The sequence below is a fragment of the Vibrio sp. HS-50-1 genome, assembly GCF_024747315.1.
GTDB classification, from domain to species: Bacteria; Pseudomonadota; Gammaproteobacteria; order Enterobacterales; family Vibrionaceae; genus Vibrio; species Vibrio diabolicus.
The window spans coordinates 50,295-69,825 of record NZ_JAMPZF010000048.1 but is presented as its reverse complement, the minus strand read 5'-3'; the positions used below and the strand labels follow the sequence as shown (position 1 = coordinate 69,825).

Sequence of the window (19,531 nt, the reverse complement as noted above, 5' to 3'; positions counted from 1 at the left end):
CAAGAGTCTACTGCACCACATCTGAAGCCATTGAGGTCTATACTCAAGCAAGAGTAAAGCAACGGAGTGTTTTTATGACCTTAAAGCGGTTTCTGGTAACTTTGATTCCTTTGACGGTTCCACTGTTTTCACCAAATGCATTGGCCGTAGACAAGCAGATGTCATCCGCCATGAAAAGTAAAATGCGGTCTATTTGCTCCGCAACAAACGAGCAGGGTCATTGGCAACTTGCTGAGGCAACTCCTGACGCCAGACGCTCACTCAACATGGTGCTTTATCAAATGAATGCCGATGATAAATTGAAAGCGATTCATGAAGTGAGAACGAAAATGGTCGGCGGAACCCATTATACATTTGAGTTCGAGTTGCAAGATGGCCAAGTCTGGAATGCGATTGTTTTACACAGCGCTCGTGGCGATTACATGATCGAAAGACACGCCAAGAAAGGTGAACTTTGCTCCAAAGAGCAATAAACACTACAGCTCTACAGTCAAAACAGTAAAGGCGACTGAGTCAGTCGCCTTTACTGTGGGTATGTTTAGGTATCGCTTCAAAAGCTTGGGAAAAGTAATAGCTTTTAACCTGAGGTCTAATCAAATCACAAGCTAACCCAAGGTCATCATGCTTTGTGAAAGGTAAATGTTCTGATACTAATTCCTGGGAATCTTTGTCCACGGTCCGGAAAGATTCAACAATTCTAAGTGGCCAGTAAGCTTTATTCTCAGTAACAAGAAAAAAGTAATATTGGAGCTGCTCTCCATGAGTCACGGCATTGTTAATTTCACTTCTAATTTTAACCACTTCGATTTTGCTACCAACACAAGCGAAGTCATATGCATCAGTAATTTCCGCTTCCTTCGCGCCCGGAGTATATACCATATAATCCGATTCAAACTTATTATCAGTCAGCAAATAACCATCGTCGACACTAGTTAACTGAAAGGAAAATGCAGGGTAATGTACTATCAAACAAGCTCCAAAAGCCCTACTTAAAAATTTCTTTGAAAATACCTTTTTTATACAGTTCGGTAAATATCTCATGTCTTTGTCCATATGAATCTGTATTTTTATTAATAACCTTAGTAATACTATCAGTTACCGTTCTAGATGCTCCCTTATCGGCTTTTAAATATAGTTTATTCTTCAGCCAAAAAATCATAGCAGTCCTGATGGCATATTTAGGTTGAGCAACTAACTGGGGCGAAGAAGAGAAACTCGTATTTTCGTTCCAAATATTTGCGTGTATGCTTTCTGTCGCTAAATAGTTTCCTTTCCCTGTTAACTGTATCATTCCTCTACCGCGATATTTCCATCCATCTCCGGTACTTGCATCACCATTGCCTATTTTCATGGCATAGGCATTATTTGCTATCGCTTCTTGGTTTGCTTTTTGATTGATGGCATTTTTTCTCCCGTGCTTTTCAGCTAACTCCGGCCTATTCCGATAGACTCTGAAAGTGCTTTTCAATCCTTGAACTGAATAATTCAGGTTTTCCTCCATTCTCATTCCAGGACCAACCTCTTTTGCTAATTGAGCGACAAAGTGTGACAGTCTCAGTTCACTGTCTAACTTACATTCAGAGATCTTCATAGAAAGTTCTTTGCTTATAATCACTAAATAGTCTTCTGAAACTTTAGTTTCATTCTTCCATACTTTTCTAAGGTGCTGTTTTGTAATCATAGTCCCTCCATCTGATGAAGATTAAAACTGAAAGAACAAAAAATCACCTATAAAATTTGAAGTTGACATTGTATTACGACACTTTAAAACCATTTCTTACATACTAATTACATTATTGTGCGGCAAATGACATACCAGTCAATATTCTAGAAAAGCATTCTTTTCGCTCATATATTTTAATATGGCTTTTTACTGTTAAACCAACTCGGCTTTCGCTTCTATCTTCTCATTCACTTTATCGCAAATGTATTCCCCAATCGGCATTGCCGATGTCGCTGCGGGAGAAGGTGCGTTGCAAACATGCAAGCTTCTTGCGCTCTCTGCAAACAAGAAGTCATGAACCAAAGTGCCATCGGATAACACTGCTTGCGCACGAATACCCGCAGGATATGGTTTGAGATCGTCTACCTTGATGCTAGGGCAGTATTTGTTGACCAACTTGAGATAGCCCGGCTTCCACCAAGAGTTCTTAAACTCATCCAATCCGGTTTTGAGATGCTTTTGTGTCACCTTCCAGAAACCGGAGAAGCTGAGCATCTGCATGGTATCTTGCAGGCTAAAGTTAACCTTGTCGTACCCTTCTCGCTTCCAACCTTGCACCGCATTTGGACCTACGGTCACACTGCCATCAATCATGCGAGTCAGGTGGACACCCAAGAATGGCAAATCAGGGTCGGGAATTGGATAAATAAGATGATTCACCACTTGGTCGTGTTTGCTATCTAAGCGGTAGTATTCACCGCGATAAGGGATGATCTGAAAGTCAGTTGGAATACCCATCATCTTAGTCATACGATCCGCCATCAAGCCGCTGCAAGTAACCAAGAACTTGGTATTAAGCTGCATCGTTTGACCGTCTGAAATACAGGTCAGTTGGACTTCCTCATCCTTCTCTTCGGCAGCCACCACTTTAGTTCTCAGGCTAATTTGCCCGCCGAGCTTTTGGAACTCTTCCGCCATCTGCTCAGTGACCAAACGATAATCGACAATACTGGTGGTTTTGACATAAATCGCGCCCAAGCCTGTGATGTTTGGTTCAGCCAGTTTGAGTTGAACTTCATCGAGTAGCTTTACGTCGATACCGTTGACATGGCAGCGCTCATAAAGGGCATTCATACGTTCGACTTCTTGCTCATTGGTCGCAACCAACAACTTGCCACAGTTCTCCACCGGAATATCGTGCTCAGCACAGAACGAAATGGTTCGCTCTACCCCACGCTTACAAAAATCGGCTTTTAAGCTGCCCGGTGCGTAGTACACCCCAGCATGAATCACGCCGCTATTGTGTCCGGTTTGGTGCCTGGCAAAACCGGACTCTTTCTCAACCAATAAAATGGATTTGTCTGGGTGACGTTGCTGCAGTTGCCATGCTGTCGACACGCCAACGATACCGCCACCAACAATGATGTAGTCATAGACTGATTTCATACGACCTCTTATAAAACCGATAGTTGAGATTGTTGCAATTTGAACTTGCGACCACTGTAAATGAACACCGCGACAAATACCGCGCAGCTTGCCACACGAACCAACATTGGGATGTCGTGCCAAACCAGCAATGTACCCACCACTACCAACAAGAGACGCGTCAGAATGTTTAGAGGACCTTCCAAGTAACCTTCAATCGCACCAATCAATGCATAGGTACCGATGATGGCAAAGAAGCCCACGGTAATCACTGACGTCACATCCCAACTTACTAAGCCTGTGTAGGCAATAAGTAGCGGCACAAGGTACAAACCTTTGGCGATTTTCCACGCCATCAAACCAGTGCGCATTGGCGGTGTTTTCGCGATGGTTGCCGCAGCAAATGCGGTCAAACACACTGGAGGAGTAACGTTACTGTCTTGCGATAGCCAGAAGATGATAAGGTGAGCAGCCAGCAATGCCAAGCCTACCGCTTCCATACCCAAACTTTGCTCTAGTAGGGTTTCCATAAAGTCAGCAGGTACTAACGCCACCATTTCTTTCGCCGTTTCCAACGCCATTGGTGCATTAAGCAGCTCCAGCTTTTCTGGCGCCGCCAACATAAAGATCGCTTTTGCTTGTTCAGGCAATTGACCTGACACCATCAATTCAAGCAGTTGGTTTTCCGCAATCAACTTGTAAAGCGCTGGGGCAGACAGTGTGCCCAATACAATATACGCCGCTGTCACAGGTAAACCCATACCCAAAACAAGAGAAGCGAGCGCAATCAGAACGATCATGATGAACAAGTCGCCATTCGCCCAACCGTCGATCATCAGTGAGAACGTGTTGCCGATACCCGTTGTGCTGATCACGTTGATCACCAAACCAATACCCACCAGCAATACGGCTGTTGTTGCCATGTTTTTCGCGCCTTGCGAGAGTGCTTCGATGATCGCTTTTGGTCCCATCTTGTGATCTTTCGAGAACCAAGAAGCCACCACCACAGAAATGATCGATAAGCCAGCAGCGTAAGTTGGCGTAAAGCCTTGAACCAGCAAAGTAACCAATACCGCCAGCGGGATAAGGTTGTGCCAACCGCTGATCAACACTTTTAATAGAGATTCATCGCTGGTCGTGATTTTTTGAACGCCGCTGCGTTTGGCTTCGATACGCACAAAGAACGCAACAGACAAGAAATAGATAAGAGCAGGGATGAAAGACACCGCGATAATATCAACATACGGAATTTGCGTGTAAGACGCCATGATGAAAGCACCCGCCCCCATCACTGGTGGCATCAACTGACCCCCCGTCGACGCCGCAGCTTCAACCCCCGCTGCAAAGCGCGAAGGGAAACCTGCTTTTTGCATTAAAGGAATACTGAGAACACCGGTGGAAACCGTATTTGCCACACTAGAGCCCGATACTGAGCCCATCAAACCGGAGCCAATCACTGCGATAAAACCCGGACCACCAATGATTTTGCCAGCCGCAGCACGTGCCACATTGATGATGTAATCACCAACACCAGAGCGAACAAGAAACGCACCAAACAGAATGAACATGAATACGAAAGTCCAACTGATGCGCGAAATAGAGCCAAACATGCCCTCAGAAGAATAAAAGCTACGGTAGAGCAAAGTTTCCATGCTCAAACCCGGGAAGTGGAAAATACCTGTCGCCCACTTACCCCAAAGCACAACGTAACTCAGACACACCACAATCAGCACTGGAATAAACCAACCCATGGTGCGTCGGATCAGCTCAATAACAATCAGGATTGCCATGATGGCGAAGACCCAATCGCTGGTCACGAACTTAACACCGCGTTCATATAGCGCATCTTCGGCATAGGGAATGTAGAGCAAACACGCGACCGCGCCCATGGCAATCAACACATCGATGCCGAGTGCAATCTTACTCTGCTTGAGAGAGATATGAGCCGGATACCAAAGCGCACAAATCACCGCAAAGCCAGCAAAGTGGGTCGCGGAAATCCATAGCTCTGGTAACGTCGATAAGGTATTAAACCAAATGTGCAAAGCAGACAACACCACGCCAAACACTGTGATCGTGGTGGTTACCCACGGAAAATCAGTGCGCGTGGGCAGCTCAAACTTCTGCAATTCCTTTTCTATTGAGTCGCTCATCTCATACTCCAAGCTCTGGCGGCTTTTTCCATCTTAGAAATCGGTAGGGATAAAATGCCCCGAGCCAAAACTCGGGGCGAAGTTGGCGTTATTTCGCCATTAGATCTGATGGGATTTCGATGCCCATTTCTTTGTAGTAACGCGCCGCACCTGGGTGAAGAGGCACTGGCAAGCCAGCAATCGCTTTCTCAATCGCCATTGCTTTTGTTGCTTTGTGGATACCTTGTAAGAACGGCAGATTCTCGTAGATCGCTTTGGTTAGTTGGTAAACGTCTTCTTCCGAGATATCTTCACGAACAGCCAAGAAGTTTGGCTGTGCAATGGTGGTGATTGGCTTATCTAGACCCGGATACGTGTTCGCAGGAATTTCGTACTTCGTCCATAGGTTGTAGTTACCGTTTGCCTCTTTGATTTGCTCGTCAGTAAACGAAAGAATCGAAATGTCTTTACCCAACGCAGCAAAAGCTTGAGTAACCGCACCAACAGGTACACCCGCAGGCGTGTTCATGCCGTCAATGGTGCCGTTTTGAAGTGCGCTCGCACTGCCGCCGTAGCCCATGTAAGCAAGATTGAATTTATCAGGATCTACCTTCAGACCTTTCATGATTTGGCGACCCGAGTTCTCAGTACCAGAGTTCTTCTTACCGATAGAGAACTTCTTACCGTCTAGATTGTTCAGGTCAGTCACTGTGCCAGTTTTTGCTAGGTCAGAGCGAACAATAAAGTGCTCAACGTTTTGCCACAGCATAGAGACTGAACGCAGTTGTTCTTGGCGACCGCTTTTCTCATAAGGACCTTCACCAGACCAAGCCCAAGCACCGTAAAGACCTTGTAGGATCGCGAACTGTGCTTCGTTCTCGTTCAGCAGTTTGACGTTTTCACCAGAGCCCGCAGAGCTGATTGCAGAAAGGGAAAAGTGGTGCTTTGGTGCCAATTTCACTTTGCTTAACGTCGCCAACGCTACGCCCACAGGGTAGTAAGTACCACCTGTCGATGCCGTTGCAAGAATGTAGCTACGATCTTCTGCCGCAGCGTTAGCAGCAATACCAAAAGAAGTCACAGCGACAGCCAAAGCTTTTACCAGCTTATTCATTTTCATTATTACTCTCCGTGTAGTCGTTTCACGATTGGGGATTTACATCATGTTAAATCTTCATTAACAACAAATTCCCTAGAGCAATTGAAATGCCAACTTTTAAGTCATTGTATTTATTGACATAAGCACAGAAAGACATCAAAAATGAGCAAAATTATGCTGATTTGATAGCAAAGCGATGAGCAAGATCTTGCTTATTCAAGAGGAGAAGGTTGCACGCCTAGATCGCAAAAGGTTAATGAAATGTGACCAACACGAAACAAATGCCTAATTCGCTAATAAGCAATATTTTGCCGACGTGACTTTGGATTGGACTACAACTAATGAGCGTCTTAACAATAAGAATAAAAAGCGCATCATTCTAAACTGCTCACTTTACCAGCGGAGGCTTATAGCCTAAACGACTACAAATAGCACAAAAATACAGCAAAACAAGCCATGTTAATGAAATGAAAAGTCATTTATTCTAATTTTAAATTTAAAAACCAGTTCGATCCACCAGTTCAGAAACAAACATTGACCGTATCAACTTATTTTCTACTTCGGGGTTGTGCCAATAGCCTCATGTTCGTTAGGGTAACTACACACCAAGGCAAACGTATTCCTTGGTGCTTTTTTGTCACTAAGGATCACTCATGTCAGCAACTGCGCAATCACAATTCGCTTTAAAACGCCCATCTGGCGTTGCTGCTGCGATCCTCCTGCTCTCTCTGGAACTGATTCAGAGCTGACAGGCTATATCTTAACTTTCTGTCAGCTTGAGAAGAAGCTGACGGGAACACCACATACTCCTCCCATTCCTTTCAGTTTCTTCCAAGCGAAACATAAGAGGAATAACAATGTTAAGCGCACGCAATATCGCCGCTTTGGGCTTCATGACTTTCGCCATGTACTTAGGCGCGGGTAACCTGATCTTCCCTCCATTTTTGGGTTACCAAGCAGGTGAAAACTTTCTGAGCGGGATGTCTGGCTTCCTCTTAACGGGCGTAGGTCTACCTGCAATGGCACTGGTAATGGTCGCTATCGTAAACGGTTCAGACAAATTAACCGCCGCCCTACCTAAACCTTTGGCAACCAGTTTTTGGGTGATGGTGTTTATCGTGATTGGCCCTGCGTTTGTGATTCCACGCGCGATTACTGTGGCTTACCAATTTAGCTTTGCCCCAATGTTTGGCGATGCCGCTTTGGTGCCTTTCACTGTTGCCTTCTGTGTTATCACCATTTTATTCGCCCTATATCCGGGTAAGTTGGTCGACAACCTAGGCAAGATCTTAACTCCCGCTTTGATGGCTATCTTGGTGATCATGTCTGTGACCGCTCTGGTTTATCCTGCTGGCGAACTAACTGCCGCAACGGGACCATACGTATCTGGCGCGTTTGCTGAAGGCTTAACCCAAGGCTACATGACAATGGACGCGCTAGGTTCTATCGGTTTTGGTTGGATCATCTTCCGAGCGATTCGCAGCATGGGAGTGGATTGTCCGAAAGCCACCGCAAAATACACGCTAATTGCAGCTTTGATGTACGCCGTTGCCATGGCATTTGTTTACATCTCATTGGCTTACATTGGCTCAACAAGCTCATACTTAGGTTCTGAATTCAGCAATGGTGGCGACATCTTAACGGCATTCACCTTCAGCCACTTCGGCGCATTTGGTTCACTATTACTTGGTGCCGTGATGGTATTGGCGTGTTTGACTACTGCTATCGGCGTAACCACCGCAGGCAGTGAGTTCTACGACAACACTTTCAGCAAAGTGAACTACAAAGGCTGCGTTATCACGACCATGGTATTGGCAGGTTTGATCGCTAACGTAGGTCTAGAGCAACTATTGGCTATCACATTACCAGCGGTTGTGGCGCTTCACCCAGTAGCGATTGCGTTGATGATCATGGCACCAGTGCGCAACAAGATGTCGCAAATCATGGTCGTCGCGACGGCGTTCACTGCTCTAGCGTTTGGTTGTGTTGATGCGCTGCACATCCTCGGTTACATGCCAGATTCCACCGATGAGTGGATGGGTAATTACATGCCTCTGTACAATGACTTTGCTAGCTGGATTATGCCTAGCGTATTTATGATGATTGTTGGTCTGCTGTTTACGACGAAAACCAACCAAACCGAACAATTCGAGCTGGTAAATGAATAGCCGTTTAACATAAGACATCACTCAATAAGTAAGTTAATATGTAGTTCGCTTATTGATATCAGGCAAAGGAGTTGCCTGAACTATGGATTGATGTGGAGCGCTTATGGACAATCAGTATTTAGACATCAGAACGCTCAACTTTATCGTTATTCTGTTCTCTTGCATTTACTCAATCAGTCTACTTTGTTACCAATACACACAGAAAAAAATCAAAGGCTTAAAGACTTTTTCTCTCTCGCTGTTATTTATTGGCTTTGGGCCTTTTTTACTAGGATTTAGAGGCTCCGCACCAGATTGGCTTACCATCGTCATAGCTAATACGCTCATATTAATCGGATTCTTGCTTACGCTTTACAGCGTGAGCATTTTTCGTCAATTCCCTCTAAAACTGGCCCACTCACTCGCTTTTTTAACGCCCATTTTCAGCGGTTCGTTTTATTATTTCACCTTCCATGACCATTCAATTAAAAGCCGTATCATTTACTTAAGTGTTTATATCTGCATCGGTACGTTTTTTAGTGGGATCGCCATGCTGAAAGGTACCAAGCAAGACCAAAAACTCCCAACCATAGTGATGGCGTGCTCCTTCTTTTGCTTCAGTATTTTTATGGGCTTCAGAGCACTTTGGAGCGCTTTCGCCAATGAAGTGCCAAATTTTATGACCGCAGGTTTTATCCACCAGATGACGTTTTTACTTAGCATCTGTCTGATTGTCGCTATGAGCTTTAGCATGTTGTGGCTAATTAATGGCCGCTTGATACAGTCAATCAATGATCTCTCACATTTAGACGCTCTCACAGGGCTTCATAATCGTCGCGCGATGGAAGAAATTGTTCCAAACCTTGTTAATCAAGCTCACAAACGGAACCAATCAATAAGCATCATCATGACCGACATGGACGAGTTCAAAGTAATTAATGATCACTACGGCCATACGGTAGGCGATTCCGTCATGGCTACGATTGCCGCTATCTTTAAGAAACACCTCCCAGAGTCAGCTTGCACAGTACGATTTGGTGGTGATGAGTTCATGATTGTTTTACTTGAAAAAGCACAACGCGCCAAAATTGTTGCCGAGCAAATTCGCCTGGCGGTGGAAACTGAAGCCTCATTGCAGTCATTCGAAAATGAGATCACCATGAGCTTTGGAATCAGTGAGTTATCAGAGGGACAATCGCTTCACGAGGTCGTTGCTGAAGCAGACGAAGCGCTGTATAGCTCTAAACATACGGGCAGAAACCAAGTCACCTTGTTTGGAGAAGGGAAAGGCCTAACTTATAAGTTTGTCCCAACTCCCTCAAAGAGCGCTTAATCATATTTGTGACGCTCATAGCGGTAAATCAGCTTAAAAATGGCGTTAAGTATAATCAGAGCGATTTAAACCAAACTTTTGCATCTTTTGATTCAAAGTTCGACGAGGTAAATCCAACTCCTGCATCACCTCGTTAATGCGTCCGTGATGTCTGACCAATGAATCATGCAGCACCTTGCGCTCAAAATTGTGTAATTGAATAACCAGTGGAACACCCACTTGCGTCTCCTCCGTGGTTGACGAAGGACGGCTAGAGAGAATTTCCATCACAGATACCGTTTCATCCAAGGCAAAACGCATAGCCACGTTTCGCAGCTCTCGAACATTTCCAGGCCAAGCGTAGGAAAGCACAGCGTTTCTGTCGGCGTCACTCAATGGTCGGGTTTCAGGGTTAGTTTGCAAGGTGAAGTGCTCAAACAAAATCAGTGAATCTTCTTCTCGCTCACATAATGGTGGCAAATAGATCTGCGCCACATTGAGTCGATAATACAAATCTTGACGAAACTCATCATGATCATTGAGATCTTCTTTCGCGGCGGCGATCACTCTAAAATCAACCGAGATCTGTTGATTGCCTCCAACGCGCTCAACTGTATGTTCCTGTAATGAACGCAGCACTTTCACCTGCATGGACAGCGGCATACTCTCGATTTCATCAAAGAATAAGGTGCCTTTATCCGCGTATTCCAATTTGCCAATGCGCTTTTTACCCGCTCCGGTAAATGCCCCAGCTTCATGCCCAAACAGCTCACTTTCAAACAGGTTCTCAGGAATGGCGCCACAGTTGATTGGCACAAAATGATGGGTTCTGCGTTGGCTTTCATTGTGCAAACTGGTCGCCACCAGCTCTTTACCACAACCTGTTTCGCCGTAAATGATCACGTTAGTATCGATTTTCGCCAATTTCGCAACTTGCTCGCGTAATTGCTGCATCACTCTACTTTGACCAATGAGCACCTCTTCTAAACCACTCACGCTAGCTAGATACTCTTGGCGGTGAAGCGTCGATGTTTGCGCGCGATGGCTCTCGACCGCATCTGTGACGCGTTGAGACAAACGCTCCGGCTGGAAAGGTTTTTCAATAAAATCAAACGCGCCGTTTTGTAGCGCATTCACCGCCATATCCACATCACCATGACCAGTAATTAGTATCATTGGTGTTGAAATGTGATTCGCAATAAGGCTCTCTAAAATCGCAATTCCATCAGTATCTGGCAAACGAACATCACTAACTATCGCATCAAACTCTTGGTTCAGAATGGCGGTTTTGCCTTCCTCCCCCGAGCTAAAAGCTGTGACGTCAAACCCCGCCAATTGCAGCCATTGGCTTGTTGCTTGACGAACGATGTCATCATCTTCAATTAGGGCGATACGCGGAATGTCGTCAAAAGTCATGAGTTACTGCCTGATCGGTGATAGAAGTCTTTGCTAAAGTTAGCAAAAACCATGCTATAGAAAAGGAGCTAGATCCCACTTCTTAATCACAATTCTTTAACATCCAATCAGTTAAGCGCACTCTTTCACTACCAACTACGATAACTATGTTCAGCCAAACGGAGCTCGTATGCAGCGCACTAAGAATGGGAAAATGTGGCTAACCGCCGTATTGATCAGTGCGCTGGTGATCTTTTTCTACGGTGCTAGCCGAGAGGTGGCCCATCAATGGCTGAGCGTCCAAACTCAACAAGAAGCACAACAGAAACTCCTCGACTACATTGGTGAAGTCCGCCGAGCATTAAAACGTTTCTATCACCTTCCCTATCTCGTCACGAATAACCCAGAAACAATTTCGTTTGTGAAAGGTAATTTAAACTACTACGAGCCACTTCAAGCACAACTGACACAGCTCGATAAAGCCGCGAATACAGAGGGCTGGTTGATACTTTCAACCTCGGGAGAAGTGTTGGTATCAAGTCTGATCGATGAACGGTTCAGCCGCTCTGACCGCCGTGCGATTGTCGAACAAATACAACGTCAGGGAGAAGGCGTCTCACTGGTGAATAAAACAAAAGGTTCTAGTCCGCTTTACTACCTCTCTGCACCAATTTTTGATGGTTTGGAGATAGCGGGCATCGTTGTTGTTCAAATCAACCTGAGTTTACTAACAGAGCAGACCATCACCAGCCAAGACATCATCACGCTACAAAATCGCCATCAACGCTTCTTCCTCTCCAGCAGTACAAACTATAACGCCGACTGGTTTAATGAACCGAATAACCAAGTCAAAGTCGAAACTCAAACACTGTATGACAATACGGTGATTCATTTCTGGACTCTCAATCAGCAGCGCTACTTTGCACACACAGTAAAGCTGGACGACTTAAACTGGTTTGTCAGTTACCTTATTCCGACCAAACCTGTTCAGCAGACGATTAGTGTCATTGGATGGAGCATCGCAGCGCTCCTCCTGCTCCTTATCCTGTTGGTCATCATTGGTTTACAGCGTCGACAAAAACATCTCAATCAGCAGCGTATTCAAGCCTTACTAGAAGAATCGCAACGCCGACTTAAACAGATGATCAATAAAACACATGTTGGTTTGTTGTTGATTGATGAACAAGGTCTATTGTTCGACCTCAACCCAATGGCAAAACGCCTTTTTTGTCTTCCTGAAAGTGTGAATCGTCATACCTTCGCCTGGGAGTTATTTGATGCGGGTAATTCAAATTCGACCACACTCACTTTGCTTAGAGATCTGCCAAAGCATAAGGAACTAGCAGAGATTAGCGCTGTAGAAACCATGGCGCGACGCAGTGATGGCAGCGTATTTCCTGTACTCTTTTCACTCACTAGCTTCCCATGGCACGGTGAGCAGTATTTCCTTGCTACCGTAATCGACATTAGTAAACGTAAAAAAGCGGAACAATCGCTGCAGCTGATTAACCAAGAGCTCGCTCAAAGGGTGGAAGAGCGAACTCAAGCTTTAAAACAAGCCCAAGAGCAATTGATTGAATCAAGCAAAATGGCAGCATTGGGCAGAATGTCGAGCGCGATTACCCACGAGTTAAACCAACCATTGACTGGCCTGCGTACTCTTTTAACCACCAATGAATTGCTAGCAGAACGTGGACAAACAGACATGATGAAAGCCAATAACAAGTTGATTCAAAAGTTGATTGACCGCATGGCAAGCATGACCACTCAGCTAAAAACGTTTGCCTACAATAAACCAGAAACACTGCACGAGATATCGCTGACAAACGCTTTAGAAGAGACGCTACGCGTCTATCAATCTCAACTCGCGAAGGTAGACGTTCGGGTACGCATTCCCAACGACTTACCCAATATCATTGGCGAAGAGCAACGCCTACAACAAGTGCTCGGCAACCTAATTTCTAACGCATTAGATGCGATGAAAGAGACCCAAGATCCACAGTTAATGATTGCCGTTGCACCCACTACCGATAATGTTGAGGTCGTGGTAAGTGATAATGGGTGTGGGGTACCTTCAGACCAACTCGATACCATGTTCGAACCTTTCCAAACCAGTAAAAAAATTGGTGAAGGACTGGGGTTAGGACTTTCCATCACCGCCAACAATATGCGAGATATGCAAGGGAAAGTCAGTGCGCAGCTCAACGCTGATAAAGGCATGTCCTTCACCTTAATGTTTGAGCTCGCTCCTCATCGTAGCTAACCCAATACCATCCACCTCTTCAGCTTTTCTCCACGCAATTAAAGAGCAATAAACCCTGATCAACTTTATAAAGCGAGTTGCCTAACCTACGCTTAACTTGATGAATCGCCACATGCTATTCATCAGCACAATTTTTGGTGGTTGACACCAAGTTTTAGCTCCCACCATCTAATTTATTGATAAGTAATTATTTAAAGTAAGAATGGATGCGTTATGAGAAAACTAACTTTAGCAGCAACAGGGGCGCTTTTTATTTTATCACCTCACGCTTTTGCAGCGCCTTACGCAGCAGACGCTCGAAGTCACGGAATGGGAAATACAGGCGTTGTTTCCGCTGACTATTTAACCGCTCCTCTACACAACCCAGCCCTAGGCGCTCTCTATCGAGAAAATGACGATATCGGCCTACTCATTCCTGCTCTCGGCGTCAATATTCACGATGAGGATGAAGCTTTATCAGCCGTTGATGATGTTCAAGACCTTTACGATAGTATTCAGGGCATTCCCACACCTGCGAACGAAGCCGAACTTAATCGACTACTCGATCAATTAGATAAGAGTGCTCCAGTCGTCATTAACGGAGGTCTGAGCCTCGCGATTGCGATTCCGACACGCTACATGTCGGTAAACCTTTTTAGCGCTGGTTATGTGGAGATACTTGCGGCACCCGATATCTCAGATTCAACAAACACCGCAGATCGATACCTCAATTCTGCCGTCGACCTAGCGGCTTTCGGTAGTGCGGAATATGGCGTTGCCTTGGCTCGCGCTTACACGATAGGTGGGCAGCAATTCGCATTTGGTATTACGCCCAAATACCAACAACTTAAAACCTATACGCAGCGTACAACACTAGATGACTTTGATATCGAGGATTACGACAAAAGTGAAGTATCAAAGAACACGTTCAATATGGATCTTGGGGTCGCTTGGTATCACAACGCATTTAGAGCGGGTCTCTCGTTAAAAGACGTCTTCGAACAAGATATAGAAACAAAACTAGGTAACTATACCTACGAACTCACGCCACAAGCGACCCTTGGTATCGGCTATGTCGGGGACTATGTCGCTCTGAGCCTAGACGCCGATCTCACCAAACAAAAGCGCTTTAAAGAGCTCGACGATGACACGCAGTTTATTCGCGTTGGTATCGAGGGGAATGCTTGGGGATGGGCTCAACTCCGCGCTGGTTATGAAGTTGACCTAGAAAATAACCTCGATAACTCGGTGACAGGTGGCATTGGCATCAGTCCTTTTGATGTGATCAGTGTAGACCTAGCAGGGTCTTACGCTGGCGATAACCAGTTTGGCGCGGCGGCGAATTTAGCATTTACGTTTTGAATACGAATGCCAACCTAAATTCACTTAGGTTGGCATTGTTAACAACCATCCTATATCTCAATGTTTATCATTACTGACGTTTGGTGATGAACTGATAAAAACACGATCTCGCTACAAGTATCGAGATGTCTCCTACACTATTCTCAAGCAATAAATCCACAAACATTTCCTAAATATAAAGAGTGAGAAACATGATTAAGTTTCCAGATAATTTCCTTTGGGGTGGTGCCATTGCGGCAAACCAGGTAGAGGGGGCATACAACCTTGGGGGGAAAGGTTTATCAACATCAGATATGTTGCCAAACGGCATTCTGAGCCCGCATCAAACGCGTGAAGAACGAACGCCTGGTATCAAAGATCTTGCTATCGATTTCTACAATCGCTATCCAGAAGATATTGCCCTGTTTAAAGAGATGGGATTCACCTGCCTGCGCTTATCCATCGCTTGGAGCCGTATTTTTCCTAATGGCGATGAGCTTGAGCCAAACGAAGAAGGACTGGCGTTTTACGACAAAATTTTTGATGAGCTGGCCAAACACGATATGCAACCATTTGTAACGCTTTCTCATTACGAGATGCCTTACGCCTTGGTTGAGAATTATGGTGGTTGGGGCGATCGTCGAGTGATCGAGTTTTTCGAGCGTTACGCTCGCACCGTGCTAGAACGCTACAAAGACAAAGTGAAGCTGTGGCTTACCTTTAACGAAATCAACATGTCACTTCATGCACCATTTACGGGAGTGGGCTTGCAAGAAGACGCCAGTGAACAAGACATTTATCAAGCGATTCACCACCAGCTTGTAGCAAACGCGAAAGCGGTAAAACTGTGTCAGCAAATCGTACCAAACGGCAAGATTGGTAACATGCTGCTTGGCGCAATCAACTACCCATACACCTGCAACCCTGATGATGTGCTTGCTGCTATGCATGAAAACAATAAGTGGTTGTTCTTCGGTGATGTGCAGACTCGTGGTCAGTACCCAGGCTACATGAAACGTTACTTCCGTGAAAACGGCATTGAAATACAAATGGAAGCTGGCGACTTAGAAGACATTGCCTCGGCAAGTGTCGATTTTATTTCCTTCAGCTACTACGCAAGTGGCTGTGCGAGTGCCGATCCGAAACAGAAAGAAGTGGGTAACATCGTCGATAGCGTACCAAACCCATACCTTGAAAAGAGCCAATGGGGCTGGTTGATCGATCCAAAAGGCCTGCGCGTTTTGCTTAACTTCCTTCACGATCGTTACCAAAAGCCGCTATTTATCGTCGAGAATGGCTTAGGCGCTCGTGATGAATTCGATGAAAACGGGGAAATCCAAGACGATTATCGAATCTCATACCTTAATGATCATTTGGTTCAAGCACACGAAGCGATTCTTGATGGCGTTGAGTTGATGGGCTTCACCAGCTGGGGGCCAATCGACTTGGTGGCTAACTCAACAGCCGAAATGAGCAAGCGTTACGGTTATATTTATGTCGATCGTCATGATGATGGGCAAGGAACGCTAGAGCGTAAACGCAAGAAGAGCTTCTACTGGTATCAAGACGTGATTCGTACTTCAGGCGGTTCATTGAAAAGCTAAGCCTGTTGTCTGGATATAAAGTGCGACTGGGCATTCGCCTAAACCATCAAGCCCTGCATTTGCAGGGCTTGAATTTTAAGGTGTTAATGCATTTAGAGATTAAACTGCAATCTCTCCACCGTCTTCACGTCGAATGACAACCGTCGCCGCTCGTGGACGCACAGAAACACCAGCAGGCGTTTCTTTGGCGGCATCTTCACTGTATGGCCAGTTGCCTGGGTGCTGAATATTCACAAACAATGATTTGTAATCAGGGCTGATAGTAAAGCCTGTCACTTCACAACCATTTGGTCCAACAAAGAAGCGTTTAAGCTCCGCTTGGTTATCCGCACCAATCACTGCTTGGTCACCATTCTCATCTGTTAGCTTAGATGGCACAACGGCCAACATTTGATCATTAGTGTAAGACGTAACTTCATCTGCGCCGTTATCGGTCTGAATCCACAAAATACCACGGCCATCAAACGCTAATCCGTCAGGGCTAGCAAACTGGTTTAGCTCATTCAGGCCAGAACGGTTGGTATCTGCATCACCATTTGCTGGCGAACCAAAGACAAAAATATCCCAAGTAAAGTCTGTAGCTGAAGCCCCTTCATCCCAACGAATAACGTGACCAAACTTATTGTTCAAACGTGGGTTCGCAGGATTGGTTTCATCAGTACGGCGCGTATTATTCGTCAATGTTAAGTAAACCGAGCCTGTAAATGGATCAACCGTACACCACTCTGGGCGATCCATTGGAGTTGCCCCAACGAGGTCAGCCGCGCCTGCCGTATTAATGATAATTTCAGCCAATGAGTTAAAGTGATCCGCTAACGTACCACCAGATTTTGTTACGCTATCAAGCGTCAACGGTAACCAAGTACCTGTGCTGTCTTCATTGAAGCGCGCAACATACAGTGTGCCTTTGTCCATGTACTTGTCACCCATCGCCAAACGGTTATCAGGGTTAGCATCTGCTGGATCCCACGCTGCCGCAGATTCAAATTTGTATAGGTACTCAAAGCGAGAGTCGTGACCAGAGTAGAATACCACTGGTTTGCCTTCTTCAAGCTTACCAAAAGTACAGCCTTCGTGACGGAAACGACCTAGTGCAGTACGCTTCTTCGCACGCGAGTTTTGCGTGTAAGGGTCAATTTCGACGATGTAACCGTGACCATTGGCTTCATTACGGTAATCATCCATTGCACTTGCTCCTGTTGGAGCCACGTTAAAGCGAGAAAACTCATCGAGACGCTCTTCTGCATTTCCTGCAAGTGTTTCCCACAAGTAGCGTGTGCTTTGGTCATCAACACCAATGCGATCTTGTTCTTCTGTACGAGTCCCGGCGTTAACAAAGTAACCTGGCCAGTTCTCTTCACAAGTTAAGTAAGTGCCCCATGGCGTGTAGCCGTTGCCACAGTTGTTTAACGTACCACGTGCTTGGCTGCCATCTGGCGAGAAACGAGTGACGGTTAGTGACGTGTGCGCCACTGGGCCAGATAAGTCCATTGCTGTCGCACCAGTGTAACGGCGGTTTAGTGGATCAGTATCGACTAGCTTCCACATGTTATTTTCAAGCTGAATACGAACCACTGACACACCGTGCGCGTTAATCTCTTTACGCACTTCATCTACAATGGTACGTACGCCATTTTCAACCGTCGGACCGTTTGGATGCAGTGCTGATGTATCAATGTACTCGTGGTTAATACATAGTAAGCCATCTGTGGTGCTATCGTTCAATGGGAAAAAATGCATGCCGTCATGGTGCATGCCTAGCGCATTTAACTGATCGGTACTGGTGTTGGTACCATCATTTTGCCATGCGCTGCCTTGTGCATTAAGTGGTGTTCCCCAAGGTACCAATACTTGTGCGGTGTAGCCTTGTGGAATTGAAACGGCGTCAGTGAGTGAGCCAGGGATAGATTCAAAGTTAAGAACGGCTTTAGATACGCCCGAGCCACTGCTTACTGTACTTCCTGAGTCAGACGAATTACAACCAGCCAATCCGAAAGCACCAAACGCTGTCATCGCACTGATACCTAAACCACCTTTTAGAATGCTGCGTCGAGATAGGCTCGCTTCTAATACTTCTTCAAATGGTTTGTTTTCACTTTGGTTATAACGCGTCGCGTCAAAGGTTTCCTTGCTCATTTTTACTTTCCCGATCTTATAGTTTAATTAATAAATAAGTGATTAGTTGAACGGCAAGAAGTTTGGAGAAGAAAAATGACAAAAGTGCTTAAAACATATGAAACTTGTGTTTCAGCAGTGCAGTAAACTCAGCAGCGTTACCAATTGAGCAATTAAGTTTTGGTCACATAATCACCAACTGTATCGCTTCATTCTGATTTTACTTGGGCTAAAGTGTGATAGAAGGTATAAGGTGTACGAATTCAAATCATCTACGAGAGATAATCATGAAATTAGACAAGATCGATAACAAGAGCCGTCGTATCCGTAAAAAGCTGTTCTTAGGTGAGTTCGCAATCCTAGGTTTCGAGATCAGCTGTGAAACAGACATCAACGACTTCGACCGTTACGATGCATTCGTTGATGACTTTATCGACTACATTGATGGGCTTGGCCTTTGCTTCGGCGGCGGTGGTCTAGAACTGTTTGAAGGCTTCCTATGCTCTACTGACCGTTACGGCAGTGCTACTGAAGAGCAAAAAGCACAAGTTATTGCATGGTTAGAAGTACGTCCAGAAGTGAAAAGCGCAAAAGCTGGCGACTTGGTTGACGCAAACTACCTGTAAGTAACCGAGTCATACTGACAATAATAAAAAGCTGGTCTCCGGACTGGCTTTTGTACTTTTGGAAGTGTGTGATAGTAAAAGTAGAGTGCTGGGAGGTTGTGCGGAGTGAATGTGATTGTGGCGTTTTTGAGCTGGCAATCAGCGGGAAACGGCGTTCCACTGCCAGCTCGTGCCTTTAGGTATCATTAACTATGATTTTTTAGCTGGTGCGTCTTTCGTGTCTTTCCAGTATTGAATGCGCACACGATGTAGCTGAGCTCTTCTAGTCTTTTTCATAGTAAAGTCCCTCATCTTATATAAGTAACGCTCCTTATGGAGCTTATTGTCTAAGGTCGAATCCCCTTCAATCTATAAGGGAACCAATTATTTAACCGTGACCAATTTCACAACATAATGATAATTACCGATTTCTTGCAGTCATCTTTGGCTA

General features: G+C 45.3%; 14 protein-coding genes. 7 read left to right on the top strand and 7 right to left on the bottom strand.

All coding sequences use genetic code 11. The features are described from left to right. Positions 1-74 precede the first annotated feature (74 nt). Positions 75-473: a cystatin gene (locus NDJ01_RS19665; protein ID WP_257888874.1), complete on the top strand. Its 399-nt coding sequence runs from the start codon at positions 75-77 to the stop codon at positions 471-473. A 40-nt stretch (positions 474-513) separates the two neighbouring features. Here the strand turns inward: NDJ01_RS19665 and NDJ01_RS19660 are convergent, their stop codons facing one another. From NDJ01_RS19660 to NDJ01_RS19640, 5 genes are all read right to left on the bottom strand, one after another. After that, on the bottom strand, positions 514-969 hold the full coding sequence (locus tag NDJ01_RS19660) for a hypothetical protein (RefSeq protein ID WP_257888873.1): 456 nt from the start codon (positions 967-969) through the stop codon (positions 514-516). 16 nt (positions 970-985) lie between these two features. Continuing rightward, positions 986-1,681, bottom strand: coding sequence for a hypothetical protein (locus NDJ01_RS19655; RefSeq protein ID WP_203342681.1), 696 nt, complete (start codon positions 1,679-1,681; stop codon positions 986-988). Positions 1,682-1,876: 195 nt separating this feature from the next. Next, on the bottom strand, positions 1,877-3,109 hold the full coding sequence (lhgO, locus tag NDJ01_RS19650; protein ID WP_257888872.1) for an L-2-hydroxyglutarate oxidase: 1,233 nt from the start codon (positions 3,107-3,109) through the stop codon (positions 1,877-1,879). An 8-nt stretch (positions 3,110-3,117) separates the two neighbouring features. Continuing rightward, positions 3,118-5,241 (bottom strand): TRAP transporter permease, encoded by a 2,124-nt coding sequence (locus NDJ01_RS19645; RefSeq protein ID WP_257888871.1) that lies wholly within the window; start codon positions 5,239-5,241, stop codon positions 3,118-3,120. Positions 5,242-5,329: 88 nt separating this feature from the next. Next, on the bottom strand, positions 5,330-6,340 hold the full coding sequence (locus NDJ01_RS19640) for a TAXI family TRAP transporter solute-binding subunit (protein ID WP_005374185.1): 1,011 nt from the start codon (positions 6,338-6,340) through the stop codon (positions 5,330-5,332). Positions 6,341-7,176: 836 nt separating this feature from the next. On the opposite strand from NDJ01_RS19640, the gene brnQ reads away from it, so the two are divergent. Both brnQ and NDJ01_RS24785 read left to right on the top strand, forming a co-directional pair. Then, positions 7,177-8,487: a branched-chain amino acid transport system II carrier protein gene (gene brnQ, locus NDJ01_RS19635; RefSeq protein ID WP_203342677.1), complete on the top strand. Its 1,311-nt coding sequence runs from the start codon at positions 7,177-7,179 to the stop codon at positions 8,485-8,487. Positions 8,488-8,590: 103 nt separating this feature from the next. Then, the gene (locus NDJ01_RS24785) at positions 8,591-9,799 is read left to right on the top strand and encodes a diguanylate cyclase (protein ID WP_373273862.1); all 1,209 of its coding nucleotides are present in this window, start codon (positions 8,591-8,593) and stop codon (positions 9,797-9,799) included. A gap of 45 nt (positions 9,800-9,844) precedes the next feature. Here the strand turns inward: NDJ01_RS24785 and NDJ01_RS19625 are convergent, their stop codons facing one another. After that, positions 9,845-11,194, bottom strand: coding sequence for a sigma-54 dependent transcriptional regulator (locus NDJ01_RS19625; RefSeq protein ID WP_258587190.1), 1,350 nt, complete (start codon positions 11,192-11,194; stop codon positions 9,845-9,847). A 169-nt stretch (positions 11,195-11,363) separates the two neighbouring features. On the opposite strand from NDJ01_RS19625, the gene NDJ01_RS19620 reads away from it, so the two are divergent. The 3 genes from NDJ01_RS19620 (at position 11,364) to NDJ01_RS19610 (ending at position 16,360) form a co-directional block, all read left to right on the top strand. Then, positions 11,364-13,436 (top strand): ATP-binding protein, encoded by a 2,073-nt coding sequence (locus NDJ01_RS19620; protein ID WP_258587189.1) that lies wholly within the window; start codon positions 11,364-11,366, stop codon positions 13,434-13,436. 213 nt (positions 13,437-13,649) lie between these two features. Beyond that, a complete protein-coding gene (locus tag NDJ01_RS19615) occupies positions 13,650-14,777 on the top strand; it encodes a conjugal transfer protein TraF (protein WP_006741246.1) in 1,128 nt (375 codons plus the stop codon). 191 nt (positions 14,778-14,968) lie between these two features. Continuing rightward, positions 14,969-16,360, top strand: coding sequence for a glycoside hydrolase family 1 protein (locus NDJ01_RS19610; protein ID WP_258587188.1), 1,392 nt, complete (start codon positions 14,969-14,971; stop codon positions 16,358-16,360). 99 nt (positions 16,361-16,459) lie between these two features. Here NDJ01_RS19610 and NDJ01_RS19605 read toward each other — a convergent pair whose 3' ends face one another. After that, complete coding sequence (locus NDJ01_RS19605) at positions 16,460-18,496, bottom strand: PhoX family phosphatase (protein ID WP_145534220.1); 2,037 nt, start codon at positions 18,494-18,496, stop codon at positions 16,460-16,462. A gap of 266 nt (positions 18,497-18,762) precedes the next feature. Here NDJ01_RS19605 and NDJ01_RS19600 point away from each other — a divergent pair, with 266 nt between their 5' ends. Then, the gene (locus tag NDJ01_RS19600; protein ID WP_258587187.1) at positions 18,763-19,101 is read left to right on the top strand and encodes a YggL family protein; all 339 of its coding nucleotides are present in this window, start codon (positions 18,763-18,765) and stop codon (positions 19,099-19,101) included. The last annotated feature ends 430 nt before the right edge of the window (positions 19,102-19,531 follow it).

Excerpts from the sequence above, each read along its gene's own strand:
- NDJ01_RS19665 (WP_257888874.1), top strand. The coding sequence starts at position 75 with ATGACCTTAAAGCGGTTTCTGGTAACTTTGATTCCTTTGACGGTTCCA.
- NDJ01_RS19655 (WP_203342681.1), bottom strand. The coding sequence starts at position 1,681 with ATGATTACAAAACAGCACCTTAGAAAAGTATGGAAGAATGAAACTAAA.
- lhgO (WP_257888872.1), bottom strand. The coding sequence starts at position 3,109 with ATGAAATCAGTCTATGACTACATCATTGTTGGTGGCGGTATCGTTGGC.
- NDJ01_RS19645 (WP_257888871.1), bottom strand. The coding sequence starts at position 5,241 with ATGAGCGACTCAATAGAAAAGGAATTGCAGAAGTTTGAGCTGCCCACG.
- NDJ01_RS19640 (WP_005374185.1), bottom strand. The coding sequence starts at position 6,340 with ATGAAAATGAATAAGCTGGTAAAAGCTTTGGCTGTCGCTGTGACTTCT.
- brnQ (WP_203342677.1), top strand. The coding sequence starts at position 7,177 with ATGTTAAGCGCACGCAATATCGCCGCTTTGGGCTTCATGACTTTCGCC.
- NDJ01_RS24785 (WP_373273862.1), top strand. The coding sequence starts at position 8,591 with ATGGACAATCAGTATTTAGACATCAGAACGCTCAACTTTATCGTTATT.
- NDJ01_RS19625 (WP_258587190.1), bottom strand. The coding sequence starts at position 11,194 with ATGACTTTTGACGACATTCCGCGTATCGCCCTAATTGAAGATGATGAC.
- NDJ01_RS19620 (WP_258587189.1), top strand. The coding sequence starts at position 11,364 with ATGCAGCGCACTAAGAATGGGAAAATGTGGCTAACCGCCGTATTGATC.
- NDJ01_RS19615 (WP_006741246.1), top strand. The coding sequence starts at position 13,650 with ATGAGAAAACTAACTTTAGCAGCAACAGGGGCGCTTTTTATTTTATCA.
- NDJ01_RS19610 (WP_258587188.1), top strand. The coding sequence starts at position 14,969 with ATGATTAAGTTTCCAGATAATTTCCTTTGGGGTGGTGCCATTGCGGCA.
- NDJ01_RS19605 (WP_145534220.1), bottom strand. The coding sequence starts at position 18,496 with ATGAGCAAGGAAACCTTTGACGCGACGCGTTATAACCAAAGTGAAAAC.
- NDJ01_RS19600 (WP_258587187.1), top strand. The coding sequence starts at position 18,763 with ATGAAATTAGACAAGATCGATAACAAGAGCCGTCGTATCCGTAAAAAG.